Source organism: Candidatus Zixiibacteriota bacterium (assembly GCA_035380245.1).
Taxonomy (GTDB): Bacteria; Zixibacteria; MSB-5A5; order GN15; family FEB-12; genus DAOSXA01.
Window position 1 is genome coordinate 1,117,576 of the sequence record DAOSXA010000001.1, and the last position, 23,382, is coordinate 1,140,957.

Here is a 23,382-nt window from a genome sequence, read left to right on the forward strand (position 1 = left end):
ATAATCGGGCCTGCTTTTTCTGTATTATCTCGTTAATGATTATCTAAATAATCCCGGCTCTCCTACGGAGTTTCGGTCGTGTCCGGTGCGACACTTTTCAGGAATTTGCCGGCCTCATTATAGAACAGGTTGTTGTAAGTCGTGCTAGCGTCATGTGAGGACCAGCCAATCAGGCGCACCAGTTCCGCCAGACGCGTGAAATAGTCCTGCCACATTTCCAGAGTCGTTGTTTGTGACTGACGCAAATTACGCAGGGCATCAAGCAGGTGTAGATAGGTAGTACGACCCGCTTCGTAATCCTCCTGGACCATATCTACCGTCAACCCGGCCAGCTTTTCGGCGTCGATCAGATTGGGCAGGTTCAAGCCGGAGGAAGCCATCAGCGACATCTGCGATGAGATCCGTCCGGCAAGGTCCAGCATCCGGGCGTCGCGTGTCCATTCATCCCGACTCAACTCGGCCTTGAGGCGCGAACGCTCTCGAAAACGTTCTCCGCCGGAGAACAACGGAAGATGCAAAGCCGCTCCGAGATACCAGGTGTCATGTTTTTCCTCAAAAATTCCGGGACGATTGGCCAGTTCATCGGTGTAATGAACCGCACCCTCGGCGGAGATAGTGGGGAAGAATCCGGCGCGATTGAGATCGAGAAGTCGTTGGCCGAGCAGGACCTGGTTGTCGTACGAACGCAATTCCGGATTGATACGGCGGGCTTTGTCGATAAGGTATTCCTGAAACCGCTGCCATTTGACCGGATCGTCGACTACGGCGGCGAGGTGCATAAGGTCGTTTTGAATGTTGGCTTGTCCAAACGGAGCGGGGGCAAGGTCAATCGGTTGGTCGGGCGGCATGTTCATCAGACTGTTAAACGCCGCTCGGGCGGCACTACGGGCCGCCTCGGCCTGATGAAGGGCAGCGCTTGCCTGCTGGTATTCCTGTTCCCAGCGCAGGAAATCGAACTGCATGCGTTTATCGAGTTCGTAACGGGCATCGGCCAGTTCCTGATTGCGAAGGATTCTTCGTGCTAAATCCTTTTCGATATCCACGCGACGGGTGGCGCTGAGATAACCTAAATAAGCTTGAGCCACGGCGAGTTCAAGGTCCAGATCGGTTCGCGCCAGATCTATTTCAGCCTGACATTCGGCTTGTTCGGCAGCTTTGGCCGAGCGAATCGTGGTCAGCGACAAAATCGGTTGTGACAGCGAAAGAGTGGCTCGGGTCTGGTCCTGATCGATTTCATTCTCGGTGTTGGCTACGGTGTGATCGTCGTTATGGCGGTAGCGGTATTCGAAACCGACCTGGGGAAGATACCCCGACCAGGCTTCGGAGGCGGCGGCCTGAGCTGCCGTGACAGCATCCTGTCGCGCCAGAGCTTCCGGGTGCTGGTCGAGTGCTCGCCGGACAGCGTCGGTCAAGGTGTAGGAGACAGCATCCGGTTCCTGAGCCGGAGCCAGGTAAACGGCTTGAGAACTGACCCAGTTGGGGAACTGCACGTGACATTGGCGAGCAGCGTCGCCGTTGATCGTAAGCCCGGTGGAAGGTTCAAAATAAATGGGTAAATTGGCCGGAACGGCTCCCTTGAGAATTTTCCAGGCTTTATCGGCCTGATAACGAGCTTCCGAAGCAACAGAGATTCCGGTGTTGGATACGACAGCACCGCGAATAACAGCTTCAGAACCGTCATAACTGAAAGTGGGAATCCCCTCGTTGTTGAGCATCTTCAGGAAATCTTTTGTTCGAGGACTGGGGAGTCCCCAGAGTGGTCCAAGATAAACCGCATCGACCTTATTACGCATGACGGCGTAAGTTTTATAAAAGGCATAGGTTCCGAAGTTGTTGTATTCGATGGCGTTGACCAGCTCCATGCCGTTTTGTTGGGCCGCGGCCTGAGACTGGGCAAAAAGATAAGGGTATTCCTCACCGCTGGGGAAAAAGAGGAAGCCGACCCGTTTTGGTTTGAGAACCTGCGCCATGACGGCCAGATCGCGGGCAATGCGAGTGGGTTGATAATGGACGGTGAGATTATCCCAGCGCGGTCTTCCGGTCGAATCGAGCAGTTGTTCCATCATCGGATCGACACGGTATAGAGCGAGAATAGGTCCCTCGTAACCGGCTTCGATGAGGTCTTCGACAACCCAGGGACCGAGAGTTATCATCAGGTCGAGGTTGGGTTCGGCGGCCAGTTCGGCGGCTTTGATGCGACATGAATCGCGGTACCAGGATGCCTCGCGATAACCACGGGCTATCGTGACGATTTCCACGGTGTCGGGGACGATCGCTCTGAGTTGGCGTACGAATTCCGTGCGGAGAGCATCGTGCTGGTGAGCCAGGCCGGCCTCAAAGAAGCCAATGTTGAACCTGGTTTTAGGTGATGATACAGCTTCCGGCGAGGCAGCCGGGAGCAACAACGAGCCTATCAGGGCAAAAATGACAGCGAACCGAAAGGGCATAAAAAAAGACCTCTCTCGATAGATCGGGAATGTTTCTTTCGAGACAGGATAATAAAGATTTTGTGCAACGAGTTAAAGCGATTTTTATCGCCGGATTGTCATTCGGAGGTAGTTGCCGGCTGGTTAATAACGTGTTCATCAACCAACTGCGCCAGTGCTCCGGCTCGGTATGGTTTCTGAAGAAAAACCACTGAGGTAGCGAGTTCCTCGGGCAGATCGTCTTTATCGGTGATCTGACCACTGGAGATGATGCAAGGCATATTCGGGACGATTTGACGAATCAGACGAAGAGTCTCCACACCGGAAATACCCTCCATTTTGAGGTCCAGGATCACCAGACCGATGTCGTTCTGGTGCTCTGAAAAAAGCTTGATCCCATCCTGACCGGATTCGGCCAGAAGAACCTCATAACCGGAGCGTTCGATAATCTTCCGTGCAAGGGCGCGGATCATTTCTTCGTCATCAATCACCAAAATCTTCAAAGAATCCCTCCTATACTGTTTGGGTCGTAACCCTGATATCCCTATTATTGAATGTCGGCAGGGAATATGGATACATTAGTAAGGCTCTTAGTCTTTATACAAGCGGTATGCAAACCCAATTGGATAATCGATTAAGAGCGCGACAGTATTTTATAATCGCATGGAGTCTGGGACTTTTTTCACTTAATACATTGTTACTTTTTGATAAGTCGTATTTTGAGGATAAACGGGCGGGGAGCCACAAGTTGTCGATATGGTTATCCATAACTTGTCCTAAGTGGCGGGATTTGAGGGACTTAATTGGTATAACAAGAGGACCTGAGGCTGCCTCAAAGGACTCTAAGATATTTAACGACAATAAGGTTAAATGTGATTTTTATCACAAATTATCGCAAAATCAACAAGAAATGGGTTGACATTCAATGAGCAGAAGGTTTATTTTCGCCTTAAATTTAGAGGGTAGGTTACAGTGAGTATCCTTGACCCCCGGCGCGACAAAAAAGACAGTAAAGACCTTCGCCAGATAAGCTTACTGACCGGCGCGCCGATGATTCTTCTGGCCGCTCCACTAGTAGGCTATGGAATAGGCTGGTGGCTGGACGGCAAATTGGGAACAGAGCCGTATTTGGCGGCTATTGGCGCGATAATGGGTGTGGCATCAGCCGGAATGGAGATCTATAACTTGATCAAGAAATCCGGGCTGACCGATAATAAGGACAAAGATGAAGGATAGTCTTGGTCTAGCTTTTCTGGATCGTACGCTTCGTACATCCAGTATCGTTGTTCTTGTCTTTATGCCTTTCGGCGTCTATTATCTCGGCATATACAGGTCCATAGCGGTGCTCTCGGGTGCTTGCTGGGGGATCGTGAATTTTGTTTTTCTATCGGCTCTGGTTCGTTCAGTGCTGCGCCCCGAAGGAGCCGATCGTGGTCGGGCGCTCTGGCTTGGCTTGATAAAATTTCCGCTTTTGTACCTTGCCGGTTACGGCCTTCTCAGTATTCCCGTCGAGGGATTTACACCGGGATGGTTGTTGGCGGGGTTTTCGATCGTTCTGGGCGTTATGGCGCTCAAGGCGATGAGTCGGGCAATACTCAAGATCGATAACGGTGAATCCAAGAACGAAAGGATACAAGAGGCAGGCTAATGCTGGCAGTTCTTTCACACATTATAGCTCTTACCGGAGTTCGGTTCGGTCAGTTTTACGTGATGGTCGCCTCGGCGGCGGAGCATGGTGAAGAGGGCGGTGCTCTGACTGATCCCCTGCCCAGTCTGGCGTATTACATTGCTCATTATTGCCATGCGGAATGGGTTGAGCACTGGGTCAACGTGTTCTACGCTTTTGCTATCGCTCTGCTGTTCATGTTTCTGGCCATGCGGGCTTATTCCAAACGTGAAATGATCCCCGGTCCGTTCCAGAATGCGATCGAGATGATCGTGGAAGGCCTCTTCAATTTCTTCCATTCGATCCTGGGGGATGATGCACGCAAATATGCGCCCTTCCTCGGGACTCTGTTCATCTACATTCTGGCCATGAACTGGATCGGCATGTTGCCTCTCGGCCATGCACCCTCGACTTCGTTGGAAATTACCGGATCGCTGGCGATTATAGTTTTCATCTATGCCCAGTGTGTCGGTATCAAGCGTCTGGGCATCGGCGGGTACCTGCATCACATGGCGGGCAGTCCGAACGACGTTATCGGCTGGAGTATGGTAATCCTGATGTTCCCGCTGCACTTGATCGGTGAACTGGCCAAGCCGCTTTCACTGGCCTTACGTCTATTCGGTAACATCACTGGTGAAGATACGTTGATTGCGGTTTTCGTGAGTCTGGGTGTTGCGATCACGCCGTTTATCGGCAGCATTGTCGGTATCCCGATTCAGACGCCGTTCTATTTCCTGGGTTTATTGCTGTCGACAGTACAGGCGTTGGTGTTCAGCCTGCTGGCGTGCATTTACATATTGCTGATGCTGCCCCATGAGGAGCATGCTCATTAATAAGATTGAAAGATAAGAAGAACGAATAGTTGATACAAAAGGAACTCTCTTAGGAGGACGAAATGGAACATTTTGGTGCAATGTTGGGTCTGGCCGCTCCGTTGGGTCTTGGTTTGGCGGCTGTCGGTTCTGCTTACGGCATCGGTCGTGCGGTCGGTTCAGCCATGGAAGCCATGGGTCGCCAGCCGGAAGCGGCGGGCAAGATTCAGGTGGCCATGATCATCGGCGCCGCCTTTATCGAAGCTTTGACGATTTACGCCCTCATCGCCTTCTTCATCGCGATGGGTAAGCTGGGCTAATAAAGTGAGAGAACCTTGGGGGGAGCCCGAGAGCTTCCCCCGTAAGCGCTAAAAAGGCACCATGGAAATAACTCTTATTCCAGATCTGCCACGGCTAATCACGCACGCTGTCGGTTTTCTGATCACCTTCTGGGTGTTGAAGAAATTTGCCTGGCAACCGCTTTTGTCTTTGATGGAGGAGCGGCGCAATAAAATTGCGGCCGAGTTCCAGAACATCGACGATGAGAAAGCCAAGGCTGCCGAACTAGTCGCCGAATACGAAGCCAAGCTCAAGGACATCGACTCCGAACGGCGCGAGAAGCTGCTCGAAGCGGTCAATGAGGGCAAGAAGATCGCGGATGATATCAAGCTGGCGGCACAGGAAGAGGCCAAAAAGGCCGCTGTCAAAGCCAAAGACGAACTTGATCGCGATGTGGTAAAGGCGAAGGTACAGCTTAAAGACGACATGGTCAGCATTACCATTGCAGCGGCTGAGAAGATTCTCAAAGAAAAGCTCGACGATGCCAAGCACCGTGAGTTGATCGGCCGCTTCATTGATAACGTGGAGAAAGCGTAAGGCACGATGCTAGCTCAGGAAGTTGCCAAGAAATACGCCAACGGCCTGTTTCTATCGGTCAAGGGTAAGAAAAAGGTCGATTTGGCCTACGAACAATTGCAGCAATTGTCGGAACTTATAGAGAAAGATCCGACCATCCTGCATTTCTTGGTGGCCCCGCATGTGCTGGATGAGAACAAACTGGCTCTGTTGCGCGATGTTTTCACCGGTCGGCTCGATCCACTGTTCGTGGAGTTGATGATATTACTGGTTGAGAAACACCGCGCCGGCTTTTTGCACGAGATCATTGATGAATTCGTCCGCCTGGTCGAGGCTGAGAAGGGTATCGCCCGCTGCACCGTCATAACAGCGGTGGCGATCGATAACGACGAACGGCAGAAGCTGAACGAGAAGCTGGTGGCCAGAACCGATCTTAAGGTTATCCTCGAAGAAAAGGTCGATCCCGCGATTTTGGGAGGCATGATAGTCATCCTGCACAATGAGATTATCGATGGCTCGGTGCGTCGGGGACTGGACCTGATCGGAGAGCAGTTAGCCAAAGTCAGGGTCCACTGAGTAGCTATGATTAGCCCGGCATTATCGGGCGTGTGAAACTAACATACCGGCCTCGGGCCGGATAAGACGGACTGGTTGGCCGGAGCCGCCACGGCGGGTCAATCGAAAGCGATGGCTTGCCTCGGGTAGTCCGGCAGGTGAGATACGCCTGCGAAGTTCGCGTGAAAAAAAGATAGTATTGTTCAATATAGGAGTTCGATGATGGGTCTGAACCCTGAAGAAGTATCATCGGTAATCAAGAAAGAGCTGGAGAAATACGAGACCAAGCTCGAAATGGAGTCGGTGGGAACCGTGCTCCAGGTCGGTGACGGTATCGCTCGTATCTGGGGTCTTGAGGATGCCCAGATGTCCGAGTTGATCCAGTTCCCGGGCGACATTATCGGTCTGGTGCTGAACCTCGAAGAGGACAACGTCGGCGCCGCGCTCTTTGGCTCGGATACCGAGATTCACGAAGGCGACACCGTCCGTCGTACCGGCAAAGTGGCTCAGGTGCCCGTTGGCGAGGCCCTGCTCGGCCGCGTGGTCAACCCGCTTGGTCAGCCGATCGATGGAAAAGGTCCGATCGTCACCGATAAATATCGTGTTATCGAAGGCCGCGCTCCGGGCGTTATCGAACGCCAGCCGGTGAAAGAACCGCTGCAAACCGGTCTCAAGGCGATCGACTCCATGATCCCGATCGGTCGCGGACAACGTGAGTTGGTTATCGGCGATCGTCAGACCGGTAAGACCTCGCTGGTGATCGACACGATTATCAACCAGAAGAATACCGATGTCTACTGTATCTATGTAGCTATCGGTCAGAAAGCTTCCACTGTGGCCCAGGTAGTCCAGACGCTCGAGAAATACGGCGCTATGGAATACACCACGGTGGTCAACGCCTGTGCCACCGATCCCGCGCCGCTGCAGTATATCGCTCCTTACGCGGGCTGTGCCATGGGTGAGGAGTTCATGTTCAACGGCAAGCACGCCCTGGTGGTTTACGACGACTTGTCCAAGCAGGCCGCCGCTTATCGTCAGCTTTCACTGTTGCTGCGTCGTCCTCCGGGACGTGAAGCGTATCCGGGTGACATTTTCTACTGTCACTCCCGTCTGCTCGAACGGGCGGCGAAGTTGAACGACAATCTCGGCGGCGGATCGCTCACGGCGCTGCCGATCATCGAAACCCAGGCCGGTGACGTGTCGGCCTACATTCCGACCAACGTGATTTCGATCACCGACGGCCAGATCTTCCTGGAGTCGGAGTTGTTCTTTGCCGGTATTCGTCCCGGTATTAACGTCGGTATCTCGGTGTCTCGTGTGGGTGGTAACGCCCAGACCAAAATGATGAAACAGGTTGCCGGTAAGCTGAAGCTGGACCTGGCCCAGTATCGTGAATTGGCGGCGTTTACGCAGTTCGGTTCCGATCTGGATGAAGCCACGCTGAAGCAGCTCAATCGCGGCGGTAAGATGGTGGAACTGCTCAAGCAGGGTCTGCATCTGCCGTTGAAGGTGGAGTACCAGGTGATGCTGATCTGGACCGGTTCCAACGGTTATCTGGATGCCATCCCGACCGGTGATATCGGCCGGTTCGAAGGCGAATTCCTGAAATTCTGTGAAGAGAAGTATCCGGATATCGCCCATACGCTCGACCAGGAGAAGAAGGTTTCCGACGCCACTCACGAGAAGCTCAAAGCTGCCTGTGAGGAGTTCCTTAAGACCTTCAAGAAGACCGAGTAATAAACCACGGACCCTTGAGGTCCGCGAAGGTGAAACGAAACAGGGATTGAAGATATAGATGGCGAATCTTCGCGACGTACGTAAACGGATCAAGTCGGTTGTCTCGACGCAGCGTATCACCAACGCCATGGAAAAAGTGGCGGCGGCGAAGCTGCGACGAGCCCAACAGCGAATCGAGCAGGCGCGACCTTATGCCGAGAAGATGGATCACATGCTGTCCCATCTGGCGGCGGGGTCGACCGGTGAGATTATTCATCCGTATTTTGAGAAGCGGGAAATCAAGAAGAAGACGCTGGTCGTGATTGCTTCCGACCGAGGTTTCTGCGGCTCGTTCAATTCCAACGTTATTCGACAGACCTCGATCTGGCTCAAGAATAACCAGGATGTCGAGACGGAGCTGGTTCTGCTCGGCAAGAAGGCGAACGACTTTTTTAAGCGGCGTCCGGTGTCGATCAAGAAATACTACGGCGACTGGGGCGGTTCACTCGATTACGGCCGCGCCAAGGATATCGTGCGGTTGCTGACCGACAGTTTCGTTGCCGGAGAGACGGATGATATCTCGCTGCTCTATACCCAGTTCGTGTCCGCGGCCAAGCATTCGGTGACGATGCAGGAATACCTGCCGATCGCTCCGCCGGAAATGAACGCCGAGGGCGAAGACAAACATGAAGGGATGCTCGACTATATCTTCGAGCCCAGTGCCGAGAGCATTTATGCTTCGCTGATGCCGGGCTATGCCACGACCAAACTGGTCACGGCGATGGCCGATTCGTTTGCGGCCGAGCACGGCAGCCGGATGATTGCGATGAACAACGCGACCAAGAATGCCGGCGAAATGATCCAGAAATTGACCCTGGATTACAACAAGGCCCGCCAGGCGCAGATCACGACCGAATTGCTCGAGGTGGTCAGCGGCGCCGAGGCGTTAAAGGGTTAACGATAAGAAGATAATGTGTTGATCATATAGCTGGAGTTCAGTAAATGGCTGAAAATGTAGGCAAAGTTGTTCAGGTTATCGGAGCCACGGTCGACTGTCAGTTTCGCGCCGACTCCCTGCCGAACATCTTGAACGCCGTCACCATCAAGGACGCAGATAAAGGCATCGACCTGACTGTCGAGGTGGCCATGCATATCGGCGACAATATCGTTCGCTGCGTATCGCTGGCCTCGACCGACGGACTGGTTCGCGGTATGCCGGCGGTCGATACCGGACTGCCGATCGCAGTGCCGGTCGGCGAGCAGGTCCTCGGTCGTGTGTTCGATCTTCTCGGCCGCCCGATCGACGGTAAGGATAAGCCGCTCGATAAGACCAAAACCTCACCGATTCACCGCGAGGCGCCCTCGTTCGAGGATCAGGCCACGACGGCTGAAATGTTCGAAACCGGCATCAAGGTTATCGACTTGCTCGAACCTTACCTCAAAGGTGGTAAGGTCGGTATGTTCGGCGGCGCCGGTGTGGGCAAGACCGTTATCATTCAGGAATTGATTCACAACATCGCTACCGAACACGGTGGTTATTCGGTGTTCTGCGGTGTCGGTGAGCGTACTCGTGAGGGCAACGACCTCTTCCTGGAAATGACCGAATCGGGCGTTATCGAGAGAACCGCCATGGTATTCGGTCAGATGAACGAGCCGCCAGGTGCGCGTCTCCGGGTTGCCCTGTCCGGTCTGACCATGGCCGAGTATTTCCGCGATGAAGAGCATCAGGACGTGCTGATCTTCATCGACAACATTTTCCGTTTCGTCCAGGCCGGCTCCGAGGTATCGGCGCTGCTGGGACGTATGCCTTCGGCGGTGGGTTATCAGCCGACTCTGGGTACGGAAATGGGCGGTCTGCAGGAACGTATTACCTCCACCAAGGCGGGATCGATTACCTCGGTGCAGGCGATTTACGTACCGGCCGACGACCTTACCGACCCGGCCCCGGCAACGACCTTCTCGCACCTTGACGCCACTACAGTGCTTTCGCGTTCGATCTCCGAGTTGGGTATTTATCCGGCGGTGGATCCGCTCGACTCGACTTCGCGCATTCTCGATCCGGACGTGGTCGGCGAGGAGCATTATCGTGTCGCTCGTGATATCCAGGTGATTCTGCAGCGCTATAAGGACCTGCAGGATATTATCGCCATTCTCGGTATGGACGAGCTTTCCGAAGAGGACAAGCTGATCGTGGGCCGCGCCCGTAAGATTCAGCGCTTCCTCTCGCAGCCGTTCTTCGTGGCCGAGGCGTTTACCGGTCGTCCGGGTGTTTATGTCAAGGTCGAAGACACGGTCAAGGGATTCGCCCAGATTATCGCGGGTGAACTCGATCATATCGGTGAGGCTCACTTCTACATGGCCGGCGGCATCGATGAAGTGATTCAGCGCTACGAAGAATCAAAGAAGTGATAGTTTATGTTTCAGCTTTCGATAGTTACACCGGAAAAAGTTGCTCACGAGATTGAGGTGAAATCGCTGGTTGTCCCGGGCACCGAAGGGTACCTGGGCGTCCTGTCCAACCATGCGCCGTTGATTACGGCCTTGAAGCCGGGCCGGATAGAGTTCGCCGATTCCGAGGACAACGTGATTTTAATGGCGGTGTCGGGCGGATTCCTGGAGGTTTCCAACAACCAGGCAACCATCCTGGCCGATGCGGTCGAACTGGCCGACGAAATCGACATCGATCGGGCACAGGCGGCGTATGACCGTCAGAAGGCGCGTTTGATTGAGGGAGGCGACGGCGAGAACGACATCGATCTGCCGCGCGCCCGGGCTAGTATGGAACGTGCGGCCAACCGTATCAAGGTGTACAAACAAGCGCACGAGAAACACTGAAGCTCTTTTTCTTCCTTTCTTTGGCATATACGAACCGGCCCTACTGCCATACAGGGCCGGTTTTTCTATGGGGGAAGGTTGATGTCTCTCTATTGTAGTTGTTCACGCTGAAATAGAAATTGAATCCAATTTTTACCCGGCATATCCGACGACCGACAAGGTCAGTAATTATTCCAGCTTCAGATAGACTATTTCGGGTTCGATGGGAAATCAGCGATGCTTATGGGCCGGGCGTCTGAGAACCGGTTGCGGATGATGGGCGGCTTTGTGAACCACTTTCCTGCGGGCGCGGTTGCGCTTCGAGGGACGTTTTTGCCCGGGTGTTTTTTTCCACGAAGGACGTCGATGTGATGTGCTCGGGCGAGCGGAACGAGTAGCCGTAGCCGGGGCGGTGCGCGTCAGGCGTGACTTGGTCAGGCCAAGGGCGCGGATTTTAGCACGAACCGAAGGTACCGAGCGCTGAAGAACGGCGGCTATTTCGCCGGCGGTCTGGGTGCGATATTTACGACAGAGCATGTTTATCTCATCTCGGGTCCACTCCCGCGAAGTGATAACTTGAGTTTTGGAGGTACGCGCCGAGACCGTACCTGCTACAACTCGCATACTGGCTTTGATTGCCGTTCGTCGCATCGCTAACATTTCCACCCTGGCCCTCCTTAGCCATAAGCCGACCGTTACCTATCGTCAAAGACTCTTAAGTATTATACGGTTGGATTCAGATCAACAAAAACAGGGGGTAAAATTGTATTGTCTGAAAATTGGGGAGGAACGGAGGATGTCAGGATCTTGATCTCATCGATCGCAAGGCTGAGGCAGCGGCTTTCTGCTCGGCTTCCTTCTTGGTATTACCCACACCGCGTCCTTTGATTTCACCCAGGACCTGGACGTTTACGGTGAACTCTTTCTCATGGTCCGGTCCGGCCTCGGAAACCACTTCGTAGTGCGGCATGGGAATTCCCTGTCCCTGCACCAGTTCGAGCAATTCACCCTTGAAATTGCGCTGAGCACGGCTGTTGAGAATAGTCTCGCGGCGAGTATAGAGCAACCTGAGAATGACATCGCGAGCGGCATCAAGACCGCCGTCGAGATAGATAGCTGCGATTACCGATTCGAAAGCATCGGAAATAATCGAAGGGCGTGTGCGACCGCCGGAACGATCCTCTTCCGGAGAGAGTCTGAGGTGTTGCGGGAGCCCCACGGCATTGGCGACTTCGGCCAGGGCCACTTCGTTAACCAGTTTGGCTTTGGTCTTGGTCAGTTTCCCCTCGCGCAAGTCCGGATTATCACTGAAAAGCTGGTCCGAGATGATAAGGCCAAGGACGGAATCGCCCAGGAATTCGAGGCGTTCGTTGGAGGGACAATGCTCGGGATCGTAGCGGGTGAAGGAACGATGAGTGAGGCTTAAAAGCAACAGCCGTTCGTTGTGGAAATGGTAACCGAGCAATTCCTGAACCGCGTCAAGGTCGACGTAAGTGATGTCACGTTCGACCTTGCCGGTTATTCGATCCAGGAATTTGTTAACCAACCTCATTTAAGCAGCGCCATTGAATTTGCCGACCACCAAACAGGCGTTGTGTCCGCCAAACCCAAAGGAGTTGCTTAACGCGTAGTTGATTTCCGCCGCCCTTTTTCCTTCGGCGACGTAATCCAGATCACACAGTGGATCGGGATAATCGAGGTTGATCGTCGGGTGGACCATGCTGTCGGTAATGGACTTGATTGTAATAATCAACTCCAACGCGCCGGCTGAACCGAGCAGATGCCCGATGGCTGACTTGGTGGAGTTGCAGGGAATCTGTTTTGCATGCTCGCCAAGAACGTTCTTGATGGCGATTGTCTCGGAGATGTCGCCAAGATCGGTGGCTGTGCCATGGGTGTTGATGTAATCGATGTCCTCCGGTTTAAGACCGGCGTTTTTCAAAGCCATCTCCATGGCCCGGCTCGATCCGTAGCCTTCGGGGTGGGGAGCGGTAATGTGATGAGCGTCGGCGGTCATACCGGTGCCGAGAAGTTCGGCGTAGATATGAGCGCCGCGTGCCCGGGCATGCTCGAGTGATTCGAGAATAACCGTAGCTGCGCCCTCACCCATGACGAATCCGTCCCGTTCCTTGTCAAACGGTCGCGAAGCCCGTTGGGGCTCGTCGTTACGGGTTGACATGGCTCGCGCCTGACAGAAGCCGGCTATCGAAGTCGGCGTTATGGCCGCTTCAGCGCCACCGGCGATCATAATGTCCGCCTCGTCGCGCTGAATGATGTGGAAGGCGTCGGATATCGCATGGGCCGAGGAGGCACAGGCCGACACGGTGGCGTAGTTCGGTCCCCGGAAACCGTGGCGTATGGAGACCAGACCAGCGCACATATCGACGATCATCATGGGAATGAAGAACGGCGACACTCTTCCCGGACCGCCGCTCATGAAACGGCCGTGCTGGTTCTCGAATGTCTCGATGCCGCCGATCCCCGAGCCGATGACCACCCCGCAACGATCTTTGTCGATGTTGTCGAGATCGAGTCCGCTGTTTTTAAGAGCCTGCTCGGCCGAAAAGACCGAAAACTGCTCGGTTCGATCCATCCGCCGCAATTCTCTTTTATCGATGAACTCCGACGGATCGAAATCCTTGACCTCGGCCGCGATGCGAGTGGCGAATCCGTCGGCATCGAACCGGGTTATTTCACCCACGCCGGATTTTCCTTCCAGCAGGGCCTGCCAGGTATCGTCAACCGTCGAACCCAACGGGCTGACGATACCCATGCCTGTTATAACAATTCGCTTCCGCATGTCCCTTGTAGGCAGTGCTGCTCGCTCCGTCATTTCGAAAGCGAACTTACTTCTCCGAGTGTTCGTTTATATAGTTAACTGCATCCACAACGGAGACGATCTTTTCGGCGTCTTCGTCCGGAATTTCAATACCAAATTCTTCTTCGAGAGCCATGACCAGCTCGACCGTGTCGAGAGAGTCGGCGCCGAGATCGTCGACGAACTTAGCCGTATCGGTAACCTGCCCCGGCTCTACGCCCAACTGCTCAACGATGAGCTCCTTAACTTTCTCTTCAACTGACATTTGTTACACTCCTTAGTATGTTTCCAATTCCTTGTTTACTAACTCATGGTCATGCCGCCGTCGACCGGCAATACCTGACCGGTGATATAGGCGGCATCATCCGAAGCGAGAAAAGCCACGGCCGCAGCTACGTCATCGGCGCTGCCGATCCGACCCAGAGCCACCTTATCCAACATCGCATTCCGAGCCGCTTCCGGCAGGACTGCGGTCATATCGGTTTCGATGAATCCGGGGGCTACGGCATTGACCGTAATCCCTCTCGGTGCCAGTTCTCTGGCCGCCGAGCGAGTCAAACCGATCAATCCTGCCTTGGAGGCGGAGTAGTTGGTTTGCCCGACATTCCCGATCAAACCTACTATGGAAGAAATGTTGACGATCCTTCCGTAGCGTTGTTTCATCATGATCTTGGCGGCAGTTTTCGTGACAAGAAATGAACCTTTCAAATTGATGTCAAGTACCAGTTCCCAGTCCTTTGGGTCCATTCTTATCATCAAACCGTCACGGGTGATACCGGCGTTATTGACCACGATATCCACCCGTGAAAACTTTTCCATGACGCGTTCGAACAGGGCCGTAACGTCATCGACCTGTGTCACATTCGCTTTAATTCCGATAGCACTGCCGCCGATTTCGTTGGCAACCGTTTCGACCGTGGACTGGTCGATATCACTTATTACCACCCGGGCTCCAAGAGAAGCCAGCTTCTCGGCAATCTTGCGTCCGATTCCGCGAGCCGAGCCGGTAACAATGGCAACTTTGTCCTTGAAATCCATGTCGTTTCCCCTAACCGGCCAATGCGGACAATGTCTCGATATCGGCCAGCGTGTCCAGGTTAATCGATTTCTCCGGGCGCATGTCTCTTTTGGCCAGACCGCTTAGAACTTTGCCCGGACCGACTTCTATGATGGTTGTGACGTCGTTGTCGCATAAGTATTTCATGGTCTGGTACCATTTAACCGGAGCCGTGATTTGTTTAACCAGCAGATTACGAATTTGCTCCGGTGTTTCAGCCGGTTCGGCCGTCACATTGGCGATCACCGGCTGGAGCGGGGTGTTGAAATCCAGCTCTTCGAGATAATTTTTCATCGGCTCGGTCGCTGAGGCCATCAGCGGAGAATGAAACGCGCCGCCTACCTCAAGAATAATGGCTCGTTTGGCGCCCGCTTCCCTGGCGAGATGAGCCGCTTCCTCGACCGCCGGAACGGCGCCGGATACGGCTATTTGTATGGCTGAGTTAAAATTGGCCGGTATAACGACACCTTTGCTCGAGGCTTTTTGGCAAACTTGTTCTACCGTGTCCTCGTCCAAACCGAGTACGGCAGCCATGGTTCCGGGGTTAGTCTGACAGGCCTCTTCCATAAGAGTGGCGCGTTTGACAACGGCGCGGATAGCATCCTCGTAAGTCAGGACGCCGGTTACCGCCAGTGCGCCGTATTCGCCCAGCGAGTGCCCGCAGGCGAAGTCGAAATCCGGGATGTCCTCTCCGAGCACCGTCAGCATGGCGAGTGAATGCAGTAAAATCGCCGGTTGCGTGAAACGGGTTCGTTTAAGTTCCTCAGCGGGGCCTTCGAACGACAGCCTGGCGATGTCGGCATCCAGTTCTTCCGAGGCGAGTTCATACAACGCCCGGACCTCTTCTGATGAGTCATAAAGGTCTTTACCCATCCCCACGTATTGGGAAGCTTGTCCCGGGAAAAATAAAGCAGTCTTACTCATAAAATCCTACCATCTTAAGAGGGCTGCGCCCCAGATCATACCGCCGCCGAACGCAACCATCAGCACGTAATCGTCTTCCTTGATCCGGCCCCCGCGATTGGCTTCATCGAGAGCGATGGGGATGGAGGCCGCCGAGGTGTTCCCGTAGCGGTCGATGTTCAGGACTACGCGATCCTTGCCTACTTTGAGGCGCTTGGCGATGGCCTCAACGATCCTGATATTGGCCTGATGCGGTACGATTAGTGAGAGGTCCGCCGGGGTAATACCGGCCATCTCGATCACTCGCAGGGCGGCGTTGGTCATTTCGCGCACGGCCACCTTAAAAACTTCGGATCCTGCCATTCTGATTTTGTCGCTGCCGTCGAACGGAAAACCTTCCTCGATCGGATTGCGCGATCCGCCGTACGGAGCCCAGAGCCATTCACGCATTTTACCGTCGGACTTGATATATGAGGAGAGAATGCCGTTGCCGTTGTTGGTCGCCGTGACCACTGCCGCTCCGGCTCCGTCGCCGAAAAGGACACAGGTATTACGGTCGTTATAATTGGTCAGGCAAGACAGCTTTTCGACCCCTACAACCAGCACGTTCTTGTAGATGCCGCATTCGATATGGGCCTTAGCCATGGTCAGTCCGGTAATGAAGCCGGCACAGGCGGCAACGATATCAATAGCCGCGGCGTTAGGGAGATTCATTTTCTCCTGTACGCAGCAGGCCGTGGAGGGGACTCTAAAGTCGGGCGTAACGGTGGCGACGAGAACCAGGTCGATTTCTTCGCCGTTCATCCCGGCCATCTCGAGGGCAGCTTTGGATGCGGCTACGACCATGTCCGAAGTGGCCGTATCCTTGTCGGCAATCCGTCGTTCCTTGATACCGGTCCGAGCGACAATCCACTCGTCGGAGGTATCGACAATTTTCTCAAGTTCGGCGTTAGTCAGAATCCGAGGCGGAGTGTACGATCCCGTCCCGATTATTCTGGCCCTTATTTTTGGCTCCATTGATCTGTCCAAAATGATTGGTTTCCAATTCCTCGCGAATGCCTCCGACCACTTCCCGGTCGACCATATCATGGGCCACCCTGATCGCATTATAAATCGCCCGTGAACTCGAGGCTCCGTGGCAGATAATCACGACGCCGTTGACGCCCAGGAGCGGTGCTCCACCTGCTTCGGCATAGTCGAAGCGGTTACGCATGCGTTTCAAGAAAGGCAGCAACAGCACGGCGCCAATTCTCGAGAAAATGTTCGTTTGTATCTGATGCTGGATCGATTTAACCAGCATTGGCTGAATCGATTCAGCGAACTTCAGGAGAATGTTGCCGGTGAAACCATCGGTCACGGCTACATCCACCGTTCCTGAAAGTATATCACGCCCCTCAATGTTCCCCACAAAATTGATGGAGGAGTCTTTGAGCAGTCGGCGGGCGTTGAAAATAAGCTCGTTTCCCTTCGAGCGTTCTTCACCGATGGAAATTAATCCAACTCGGGGAGCTTCCTGGTTGAAACGGATGCCGTAGTATACGGAACCCATAATGGCGAACTGCGACAGGTGCACCGGCTTGCTGTCGGCGTTGGCGCCCACATCCAGCACGACGATCGGCCGACCGGTCCAGGTCGGAAAGACCGAAGTGATAGCCGGTCGCACTACTCCCTGGATCCGTCCCAGGGTCAGCAATGCGGTGCCCATGACGGCTCCGGTGTTGCCGGGCGAAACGAAAGCGTCGGCTTTTTTCCGGCGAACCAGCATAAGGCCGACTTTGATGGAGGAATCCCTCATGCGTACGCCGTCGCTGGCGGTTACGTACATCGGGACTTCCTCGTCGGCATGCACGACCGAGACATTGGTCGGAGGATCGGTCTCCTTTTGGAGAATCTCGTTAATCGTCTCGGAGCGTCCGACGAAAATAACATGAACCGCTTTGCCCATGCGACGGGCAGCCTCCAGCCCGCCGGCGATAATGCCGGCTTCACCGCTGTCGGAACCCATCACATCCAGGGCAATGGTATGTGTTCTGTCAGGCGTCATCGCTACCAGATTATGACGCAAGGCGTCGTTGATTCAACTATTACTTATGCTCCCTGGCCGGTATCGAGAACCTTACGGCCGTCGTAGTATCCACAACTGGGGCAGATATGGTGCGGCAGGCGGGCCTGGTGGCAGTGGGGACACTCCACCACGTTCGGCATGGACAGCTTCCAGTTGGTACGGCGCTTGCGTCCCCGCGTGCGGGAGTGCCGTCTTTTAGGTAATGCCATCGATTACTCCTTATTGTTCGAAAACATCTTTTTTTTCAAATCCGCAAGTTCGGACCAGCGAGGATCTGTTTCTTTCCGTTCGCAGTTGCAGTCGCCGTTATTAAGGTTTGCACCGCAGACCGAGCAGAGACCGCGACAGTCTTCGGAACAAAGCGGTTTCATATCGACACACAACAACAACGCTTGCCGAACCTGATCCGTGATATCGCACACGAGGTTCATACCATCGAACAGGACATAGTCTTCACTGTCGACGGCCTCCGACCGGAACGAATCATAATGGCTCCGGCTGCAGGCGATGAAATCCACATCAGCGACAACTTTCACTTCGAACGTACCCAGACAGCGGGCACATTCAAGGGTCATGGTCGCCGAGATTTCACCCCGACAAAAATATTCCTCGCCCGAGCGCTGAATCGACAGGTCGGCGAGGATCTGTCGAACACCCTCGATTGAATCATAATCCAGCTTGAACTCGCTCGGATTACCTTCAATCCGCTTTCGGGCGGGGAATTCGGCAAATTCCCTCAGGTCCAATATCACAGCCTCAAAGGGTAAGCAAAAGGGCCCGAAAAGTCAAGTGCAAAATATGGTTAAAAACCGATGACAGACAACGGCTTAGCCGCAAATAAAGGTCTCGGGGAGATCAGCTCAGGTGAGGTTTAACGGTTGTTATTGTTCAGAACGGGAGTAAAGAATATGTACTGTATGTTTATCGCGGCGATTCCTTTGTGCACCGATGTAATGCGTTGTCTTTTGAAAACATTTACTTGATCATGGCCAACACACAAGGTAGTTTCAACGTACTTTGTTCGATCCCGCCTAGAGTAGGACCTGACACCAAAGCCAGCTTTAGACGAAAAAATTATAGGGGATTTCGTAATGCCCTTTGAAGAGAAAATAGTCGTAACCAACGAAATTGTCGAAGTTACTCTGACCGGTCGTGTGACCAGTAATGATCTGCCCCGAGGCGGGAATTTCTTCGATAGATACGTGCAGCGCTGTAACGAAGAAAATACGATGAAACTCCTGATCGATCTGTCCGGTCTGTCACTGATAGTTGACCAGGGGGATCGCATGAAAGCGGGACTCGATGCCGCCGAATTCAAGGACATGGGATTACGGTTGGTTTTAGTTCTGCGCAAGGGACAGATCAGCGATGAACGTTACTTCGAAACGATTGCCTCGACACGAGGGGCATCGGCAATCACCGCTGAAAGTGTCGAAGAGGCTCGCGCCTGGCTCAACGCCGAAGAGTCTGACAGCAAATCAGCCTGATCATGTGTCATAAGCGATTGCCGCAGTTATCACGATGCGAAACAGTGCTTTTTACGCGGGGCGCTGTTGCTTGACTTTCCGGGCCGGATTGGCGATATTCGCCAAGACAATCGTGAAAAAAAGTACGTTTCTACGAAGCAGGAGACGGTATGAATATAGTTGTCCTGATCAAACAGGTTCCTGAAATCGCTCTGGTTAAAGTTAACGAAGCCGAAAACAAGGTCGATCTCCCGGCCGGTCCGGGGACGGTCAACCCGTTCGATGAATATGCGGTCGAGGAAGCGCTTCGTATGAAGGAAGCGCACGGCGGGACGGTATCGGTCATGACGGTCGGCAGTGACCGGGCTGAATCGGCCCTGCGAGCCTGTCTGGCGCTGGGTGTCGATGAGGCTTATCTGATTTCCGACGCGGCGTTCGAGGGCTCCGATCCGCAGGCGGTGGCGAAGATCGCGGCAGCCGGGATCAAGAAGCTCGGCGCCTATGATCTCATTCTGGCCGGTAAGCAGGCGATCGACTCCGACGCGGCCCAGGTGCCGGCGGCGGTGGCGGCGCATCTCGATCTGCCGCAGGCGATGTTCGTAAAGAAGTTCGAAACGATCGGCGATGGTAAGGCGACGGTGCAGCGCACAACTGAAGAAGGCCACGATGTGGTCGAGTTGACGCTTCCGGCGGTGGTGTCGGTCGTGAAGGAAATAAACGAACCGCGGCTGCCCTCGCTGAAGGGGAAAATGGCCGCCAAGAAAAAGACGATCAACAAATGGACCGCGGCCGATATCGGTATCGACGGCTCCGGTGTCGGCGCCAACTCCGGCACGAAAGTAACTAAGGTATCACCGCCCCCGCCGCGTCCCAAGGGCGAGATGATCGACGGCGAAACGGCCGAAGAGAAGGCCGACAAGCTGCTCGCGAAGCTCAAGGAGAAGCAGGTTCTCTGAGTCTCGCACGCTGATTTCAAAAAGCCGCCTCCTCGGGCGGCTTTTTTTGTGGGGAGGAGGGTCTTGTTCCTTTCCTCGTCCGGTGGCCCACCCGTCCACGGGTGGGATTATAGTCCCGTAGGGCGGGATCCCTGCGATCCCGCCTTTGCCGAGATGTGATGATCGATGATGTGGGCGGCAAACGTCCTCGTCTCTGCCCCATAATCATCACGAATCGTCCCATCTCACGTCTCCCCTGCGAAAGCAGGGGTCCATCTTCGAGTCCTCGTTTGGTGGCCCACCCGTCCACGGGTGGGATTATAGTGTGTACAAACCGGGTAGATAGGTAACAGATTAAATAGGCGACATAGGTGACAAGGAACTGTAGGTCGAAACCCCCGTCCCGCGAGGCGGGATCGCGAAGCGAGGTTTCGACAGGGTATCTGGTAGTGTTTCGGTGCCCCACCCCTCGGGTGGGATATTTCATGGTACAAACCGGGTAGATAGGTAACAGTCATGTAGCGCAGACTTCTTGGAACCTGCGAATATCCTAAGCTCAAGTGGTTGTCATGCCGGCGAAAGCCGGCATCCAGAGATGAGGGAGGGCGCAGAGCGCCCGAACATAACGCGAGGAATGGAAGATAGGCACCTGCTTTCGCAGGTGCGACGTTCTCCTGGGCAGGCTGCTGCAGGGGCAAACGAGACGTCTGCCGCCCACCAACACGGTTGGATTCTTCGCGAGATTGTTCACTTGAGTCAGATATGGGATACGCCGCGGTTGTACAGAGTAGAACGAGACGTCTGCCGTCCACCAACACTGATTTCCCACCCGAGGGGTGGGGCACCTTTCGGTCCGGTGGCCCACCCGTCCACGGGTGGGATTATAGTGCGTACAAACCGGGTACATAGGTAACAGTCATGTAGCGCAGACTTCTTGGAACCTGCGAATATCCTGTCGGTGATGTACCGGAAGAGATCACTTCCCAATACATGCCCGTGTTTCAAAATTGACAACGATATAATAGTCGCCTAGAATTCAGGCGATGAAATACCCTCGAATCCGATTAGCCGCCGCAGGTTTGCTTTTTGCATTGATCCTGCTCGCCGTCCTCGCCGTACCGGCTGGAGCCTCACATCTGGCTCGCCGAGCGTTGTGCGATGTCCGCGTCCTTTATTTGTTCGATGACCCGGACAAAATCGACTGGCCGACTCTTTACTATCTCAACGACCGGTACGGGTGCCGGATCGATCTGGCCTCGTTCGCCGGACGTGCCGTGCCCAGGGCGGAGGAGCTAGGTCTGAGCGACGCCGGTATTTTCCTGCACCGTTTCTGGCAGCCGGAATATACCGTAGCCGTCACCGACTCCCTCCTGAACGAAATGTTCAAAGAACGGCGGCCGGATGTCGTGATAATCGGCGATCTCGGTCGCAACGAAGCCGCCGCAACGGTAGCGGCCCGGCTGACCGATTTCGAGCCCGATCAGGTTTCCTTGTTCAACATCGTGAAAGTATATCGCGCGGTGAATCCTTCCGCCGACAGCGCCACGGTCGAAGCGGCCGTGCTGCTTAACAGCAACGAACTGGCCACGCGCTATCGTCTGCGTATGGAACGGGAAATTCCGCAGTTGTTCGACTGGTATCAGTTTGGCCTGGCCGACAACTTTTTCCTTTCACGATATCAACTGACCTCGACACGTCTGAAATACGAAGGGGCCGATGCCGATTTCCTGGCCGGTATGCAACCGTTGCGTCTGATCGGTCTGATCGACAGCCTTTTCACTCCCGGCCCGAGGCAGGAGACGCATAAACGGCAGGCAACGCAGTATGTCACGAAGATGCGCGGCTCGCTCGATCTGGAGGGCCAGCAGAAAGTCCAGGCGGTGCTCGACGCATATAAGGAGTTGCAGTATCTGAAACGGCCGGGACTGCTCGATCCAGCCGATGATGTTTCCGGTTATCGCGCTTATCTCGGACGGTTGATGGATCGCGCCGAGCGAGCGGCGCTGGTGGCGGCGGGAGTGAATTACGACGGTCGCCTGATCCTGCGCGACTCCCCGCACGGCCCGAAAGTTAAATTCCGCGTATCGCTGTCGGTTGACGGTCCCCGCGAAGTAAACCTTTCGGACATTCGCTTCGAACCCTATTGGGACACTATGGCGGTGGCGCTCGAAAAAGGTCCGCTGGCCATCGCACCGCACCAGTCGTATGTCCGCGAGTTTCTGGTCGATATCGACCGGGAACGGCTCGAAACACAACAGCCGGAGTCGCTCTTGTTCGCAGCCTCGATCGAGTACAGCGGTATCCCGGTAGAACTTCGCCGGATTTTACGAACGCGCACTCTGCCCGGAATGGATATCCACTTCGATCCGCCGTTTTATTTCGTTCCCCCAGTGGCGAATCTGGATATAGACCGGGTGGTTTCATCGATGGCCTGGAATATCGTAATCGACAAGCCGCGCGATTTCGGCGGGACGGTCAAGCTCAACCTGCAAACGCCGCGCGGTGTTTTTGCCGGTGCCTATCGGACGGAGCTTCGTCTCGACAAAGGCAGCACCACGGGCAATATGCGGATTCCGTTCACGGTCTCCAACTTGTTCGAGAACGGCCTCCAGCAAAGCACTATTTCGCTGATTGTCGACGGCCAAACCGTGGCCTCGCACACCGGCATAATGAGGATTGCCCGTTGTGAGATCGATGACCGCACCGATATCGGTTTTCTGCCCGATCCGGAGGGTCTGCTTGAGGATGTCCTGCGCCTGACCGGGGCCAGTTTCCAGCCGTTGACCGACCGCACTCTCCAGGTGGCCGACCTGACCGCTTATGATGTCATCGTGATTGGCAGCAATGCTTTGGCTGAATATCCTTCCTTTGCCAATATGGGAGACCGCTTGCAGGAGTATCTGCGTTACGGCGGTTCTATCGTGTTGTTCGGTCAGGAAGAAACCTGGCCCGACGGCGTCCTGCCGTTCTCGGTGGCTCCGTTCCAGCTCGATATCAAACGGGAGGAAATTGCCAATCCGATCCCCGGCGCCAATATCCTGAGTAAGCCGTATAAGATTACCGGCCAGTCGATAATTGACTGGTTCCAGTATGGTCTCACCGCCAGTCCGGCGGTTGTGTCCCCGGCGGAGGATGTTTTCACGGTTGAGGGAGCCACCTTACTTTCAGTGTCGCGACTCGGCGAGGGCCAGTTGATCTATTGCGGTCTTCCGGTGCTTCAGTTGATCCGCGAGCTGGATCTGGATGCGATTCACCTATTCGCCAACCTGATGAACTATTAGCCCGATTAAGTGT

25 protein-coding genes are annotated in these 23,382 nt (G+C 54.5%); 13 read left to right on the forward strand and 12 right to left on the reverse strand.

All coding sequences use genetic code 11. The features are described 5' to 3' along the window. Positions 1 to 62: 62 nt before the first annotated feature. Positions 63 to 2,447, reverse strand: a complete 2,385-nt coding sequence (locus PLF13_04255; protein ID HOP06485.1) for an ABC transporter substrate binding protein — start codon at positions 2,445 to 2,447, stop codon at positions 63 to 65. Between the two features lie 98 nt (positions 2,448 to 2,545). After that, entirely contained in the window at positions 2,546 to 2,929 is a 384-nt protein-coding gene (locus PLF13_04260; protein ID HOP06486.1) for a response regulator, read from the reverse strand. A 469-nt stretch (positions 2,930 to 3,398) separates the two neighbouring features. Between PLF13_04260 and PLF13_04265 the strand changes: the two genes are divergently transcribed. The 10 genes from PLF13_04265 (at position 3,399) to atpC (ending at position 10,865) form a co-directional block, all read left to right on the forward strand. Next, positions 3,399 to 3,662, forward strand: coding sequence for an AtpZ/AtpI family protein (locus PLF13_04265; GenBank protein HOP06487.1), 264 nt, complete (start codon positions 3,399 to 3,401; stop codon positions 3,660 to 3,662). Beyond that, positions 3,652 to 4,074, forward strand: a complete 423-nt coding sequence (locus PLF13_04270; protein HOP06488.1) for a hypothetical protein — start codon at positions 3,652 to 3,654, stop codon at positions 4,072 to 4,074. Before PLF13_04265 ends, PLF13_04270 begins: the two co-directional genes overlap by 11 nt. Further along, positions 4,074 to 4,925, forward strand: a complete 852-nt coding sequence (atpB, locus tag PLF13_04275) for a F0F1 ATP synthase subunit A (GenBank protein ID HOP06489.1) — start codon at positions 4,074 to 4,076, stop codon at positions 4,923 to 4,925. Before PLF13_04270 ends, atpB begins: the two co-directional genes overlap by 1 nt. 62 nt (positions 4,926 to 4,987) lie before the next feature. Beyond that, positions 4,988 to 5,224 carry an ATP synthase F0 subunit C gene (gene atpE / locus PLF13_04280; GenBank protein ID HOP06490.1) on the forward strand — a complete coding sequence of 79 codons (237 nt, stop codon included), beginning with the start codon at positions 4,988 to 4,990 and terminating at the stop codon, positions 5,222 to 5,224. A 61-nt stretch (positions 5,225 to 5,285) separates the two neighbouring features. Further along, the gene (atpF, locus tag PLF13_04285; protein HOP06491.1) at positions 5,286 to 5,780 is read left to right on the forward strand and encodes a F0F1 ATP synthase subunit B; all 495 of its coding nucleotides are present in this window, start codon (positions 5,286 to 5,288) and stop codon (positions 5,778 to 5,780) included. 6 nt (positions 5,781 to 5,786) lie between these two features. Then, positions 5,787 to 6,335 carry an ATP synthase F1 subunit delta gene (gene atpH, locus PLF13_04290; GenBank protein ID HOP06492.1) on the forward strand — a complete coding sequence of 183 codons (549 nt, stop codon included), beginning with the start codon at positions 5,787 to 5,789 and terminating at the stop codon, positions 6,333 to 6,335. 201 nt (positions 6,336 to 6,536) lie between these two features. Next, entirely contained in the window at positions 6,537 to 8,051 is a 1,515-nt protein-coding gene (gene atpA / locus PLF13_04295; GenBank protein ID HOP06493.1) for a F0F1 ATP synthase subunit alpha, read from the forward strand. A gap of 58 nt (positions 8,052 to 8,109) precedes the next feature. Then, positions 8,110 to 8,988, forward strand: a complete 879-nt coding sequence (atpG, locus tag PLF13_04300) for an ATP synthase F1 subunit gamma (GenBank protein HOP06494.1) — start codon at positions 8,110 to 8,112, stop codon at positions 8,986 to 8,988. Positions 8,989 to 9,032: 44 nt separating this feature from the next. Beyond that, positions 9,033 to 10,439, forward strand: coding sequence for a F0F1 ATP synthase subunit beta (atpD, locus tag PLF13_04305; protein HOP06495.1), 1,407 nt, complete (start codon positions 9,033 to 9,035; stop codon positions 10,437 to 10,439). A gap of 6 nt (positions 10,440 to 10,445) precedes the next feature. Then, positions 10,446 to 10,865 carry an ATP synthase F1 subunit epsilon gene (gene atpC / locus PLF13_04310; protein ID HOP06496.1) on the forward strand — a complete coding sequence of 140 codons (420 nt, stop codon included), beginning with the start codon at positions 10,446 to 10,448 and terminating at the stop codon, positions 10,863 to 10,865. A gap of 210 nt (positions 10,866 to 11,075) precedes the next feature. Here the strand turns inward: atpC and PLF13_04315 are convergent, their stop codons facing one another. The 10 genes from PLF13_04315 to PLF13_04360 all read right to left on the reverse strand — a co-directional run bounded on the left by PLF13_04315 (position 11,076) and on the right by PLF13_04360 (position 18,433). After that, positions 11,076 to 11,510 carry a hypothetical protein gene (locus PLF13_04315; protein HOP06497.1) on the reverse strand — a complete coding sequence of 145 codons (435 nt, stop codon included), beginning with the start codon at positions 11,508 to 11,510 and terminating at the stop codon, positions 11,076 to 11,078. A gap of 133 nt (positions 11,511 to 11,643) precedes the next feature. Beyond that, entirely contained in the window at positions 11,644 to 12,396 is a 753-nt protein-coding gene (gene rnc, locus PLF13_04320; GenBank protein ID HOP06498.1) for a ribonuclease III, read from the reverse strand. Next, positions 12,397 to 13,644 carry a beta-ketoacyl-ACP synthase II gene (gene fabF / locus PLF13_04325; protein ID HOP06499.1) on the reverse strand — a complete coding sequence of 416 codons (1,248 nt, stop codon included), beginning with the start codon at positions 13,642 to 13,644 and terminating at the stop codon, positions 12,397 to 12,399. 46 nt (positions 13,645 to 13,690) lie between these two features. Next, the gene (acpP, locus tag PLF13_04330; GenBank protein ID HOP06500.1) at positions 13,691 to 13,927 is read right to left on the reverse strand and encodes an acyl carrier protein; all 237 of its coding nucleotides are present in this window, start codon (positions 13,925 to 13,927) and stop codon (positions 13,691 to 13,693) included. 38 nt (positions 13,928 to 13,965) lie between these two features. After that, positions 13,966 to 14,700, reverse strand: coding sequence for a 3-oxoacyl-[acyl-carrier-protein] reductase (fabG, locus tag PLF13_04335; GenBank protein HOP06501.1), 735 nt, complete (start codon positions 14,698 to 14,700; stop codon positions 13,966 to 13,968). Between the two features lie 10 nt (positions 14,701 to 14,710). After that, entirely contained in the window at positions 14,711 to 15,643 is a 933-nt protein-coding gene (fabD, locus tag PLF13_04340) for an ACP S-malonyltransferase (GenBank protein ID HOP06502.1), read from the reverse strand. A gap of 6 nt (positions 15,644 to 15,649) precedes the next feature. Further along, positions 15,650 to 16,639, reverse strand: coding sequence for a beta-ketoacyl-ACP synthase III (locus tag PLF13_04345; protein ID HOP06503.1), 990 nt, complete (start codon positions 16,637 to 16,639; stop codon positions 15,650 to 15,652). Further along, positions 16,572 to 17,666, reverse strand: coding sequence for a phosphate acyltransferase PlsX (gene plsX, locus PLF13_04350; GenBank protein ID HOP06504.1), 1,095 nt, complete (start codon positions 17,664 to 17,666; stop codon positions 16,572 to 16,574). Before plsX ends, PLF13_04345 begins: the two co-directional genes overlap by 68 nt. Before the next feature lie 44 nt (positions 17,667 to 17,710). Then, positions 17,711 to 17,896, reverse strand: a complete 186-nt coding sequence (rpmF, locus tag PLF13_04355; protein HOP06505.1) for a 50S ribosomal protein L32 — start codon at positions 17,894 to 17,896, stop codon at positions 17,711 to 17,713. 3 nt (positions 17,897 to 17,899) lie between these two features. Beyond that, positions 17,900 to 18,433 (reverse strand): DUF177 domain-containing protein, encoded by a 534-nt coding sequence (locus PLF13_04360; protein ID HOP06506.1) that lies wholly within the window; start codon positions 18,431 to 18,433, stop codon positions 17,900 to 17,902. Between the two features lie 345 nt (positions 18,434 to 18,778). On the opposite strand from PLF13_04360, the gene PLF13_04365 reads away from it, so the two are divergent. The 3 genes from PLF13_04365 to PLF13_04375 all read left to right on the forward strand — a co-directional run bounded on the left by PLF13_04365 (position 18,779) and on the right by PLF13_04375 (position 23,369). Continuing rightward, complete coding sequence (locus PLF13_04365; protein HOP06507.1) at positions 18,779 to 19,174, forward strand: hypothetical protein; 396 nt, start codon at positions 18,779 to 18,781, stop codon at positions 19,172 to 19,174. A gap of 149 nt (positions 19,175 to 19,323) precedes the next feature. Next, on the forward strand, positions 19,324 to 20,109 hold the full coding sequence (locus PLF13_04370; GenBank protein ID HOP06508.1) for an electron transfer flavoprotein subunit beta/FixA family protein: 786 nt from the start codon (positions 19,324 to 19,326) through the stop codon (positions 20,107 to 20,109). A gap of 1,022 nt (positions 20,110 to 21,131) precedes the next feature. Further along, positions 21,132 to 23,369: a hypothetical protein gene (locus tag PLF13_04375; GenBank protein HOP06509.1), complete on the forward strand. Its 2,238-nt coding sequence runs from the start codon at positions 21,132 to 21,134 to the stop codon at positions 23,367 to 23,369. Positions 23,370 to 23,382: the final 13 nt, after the last annotated feature.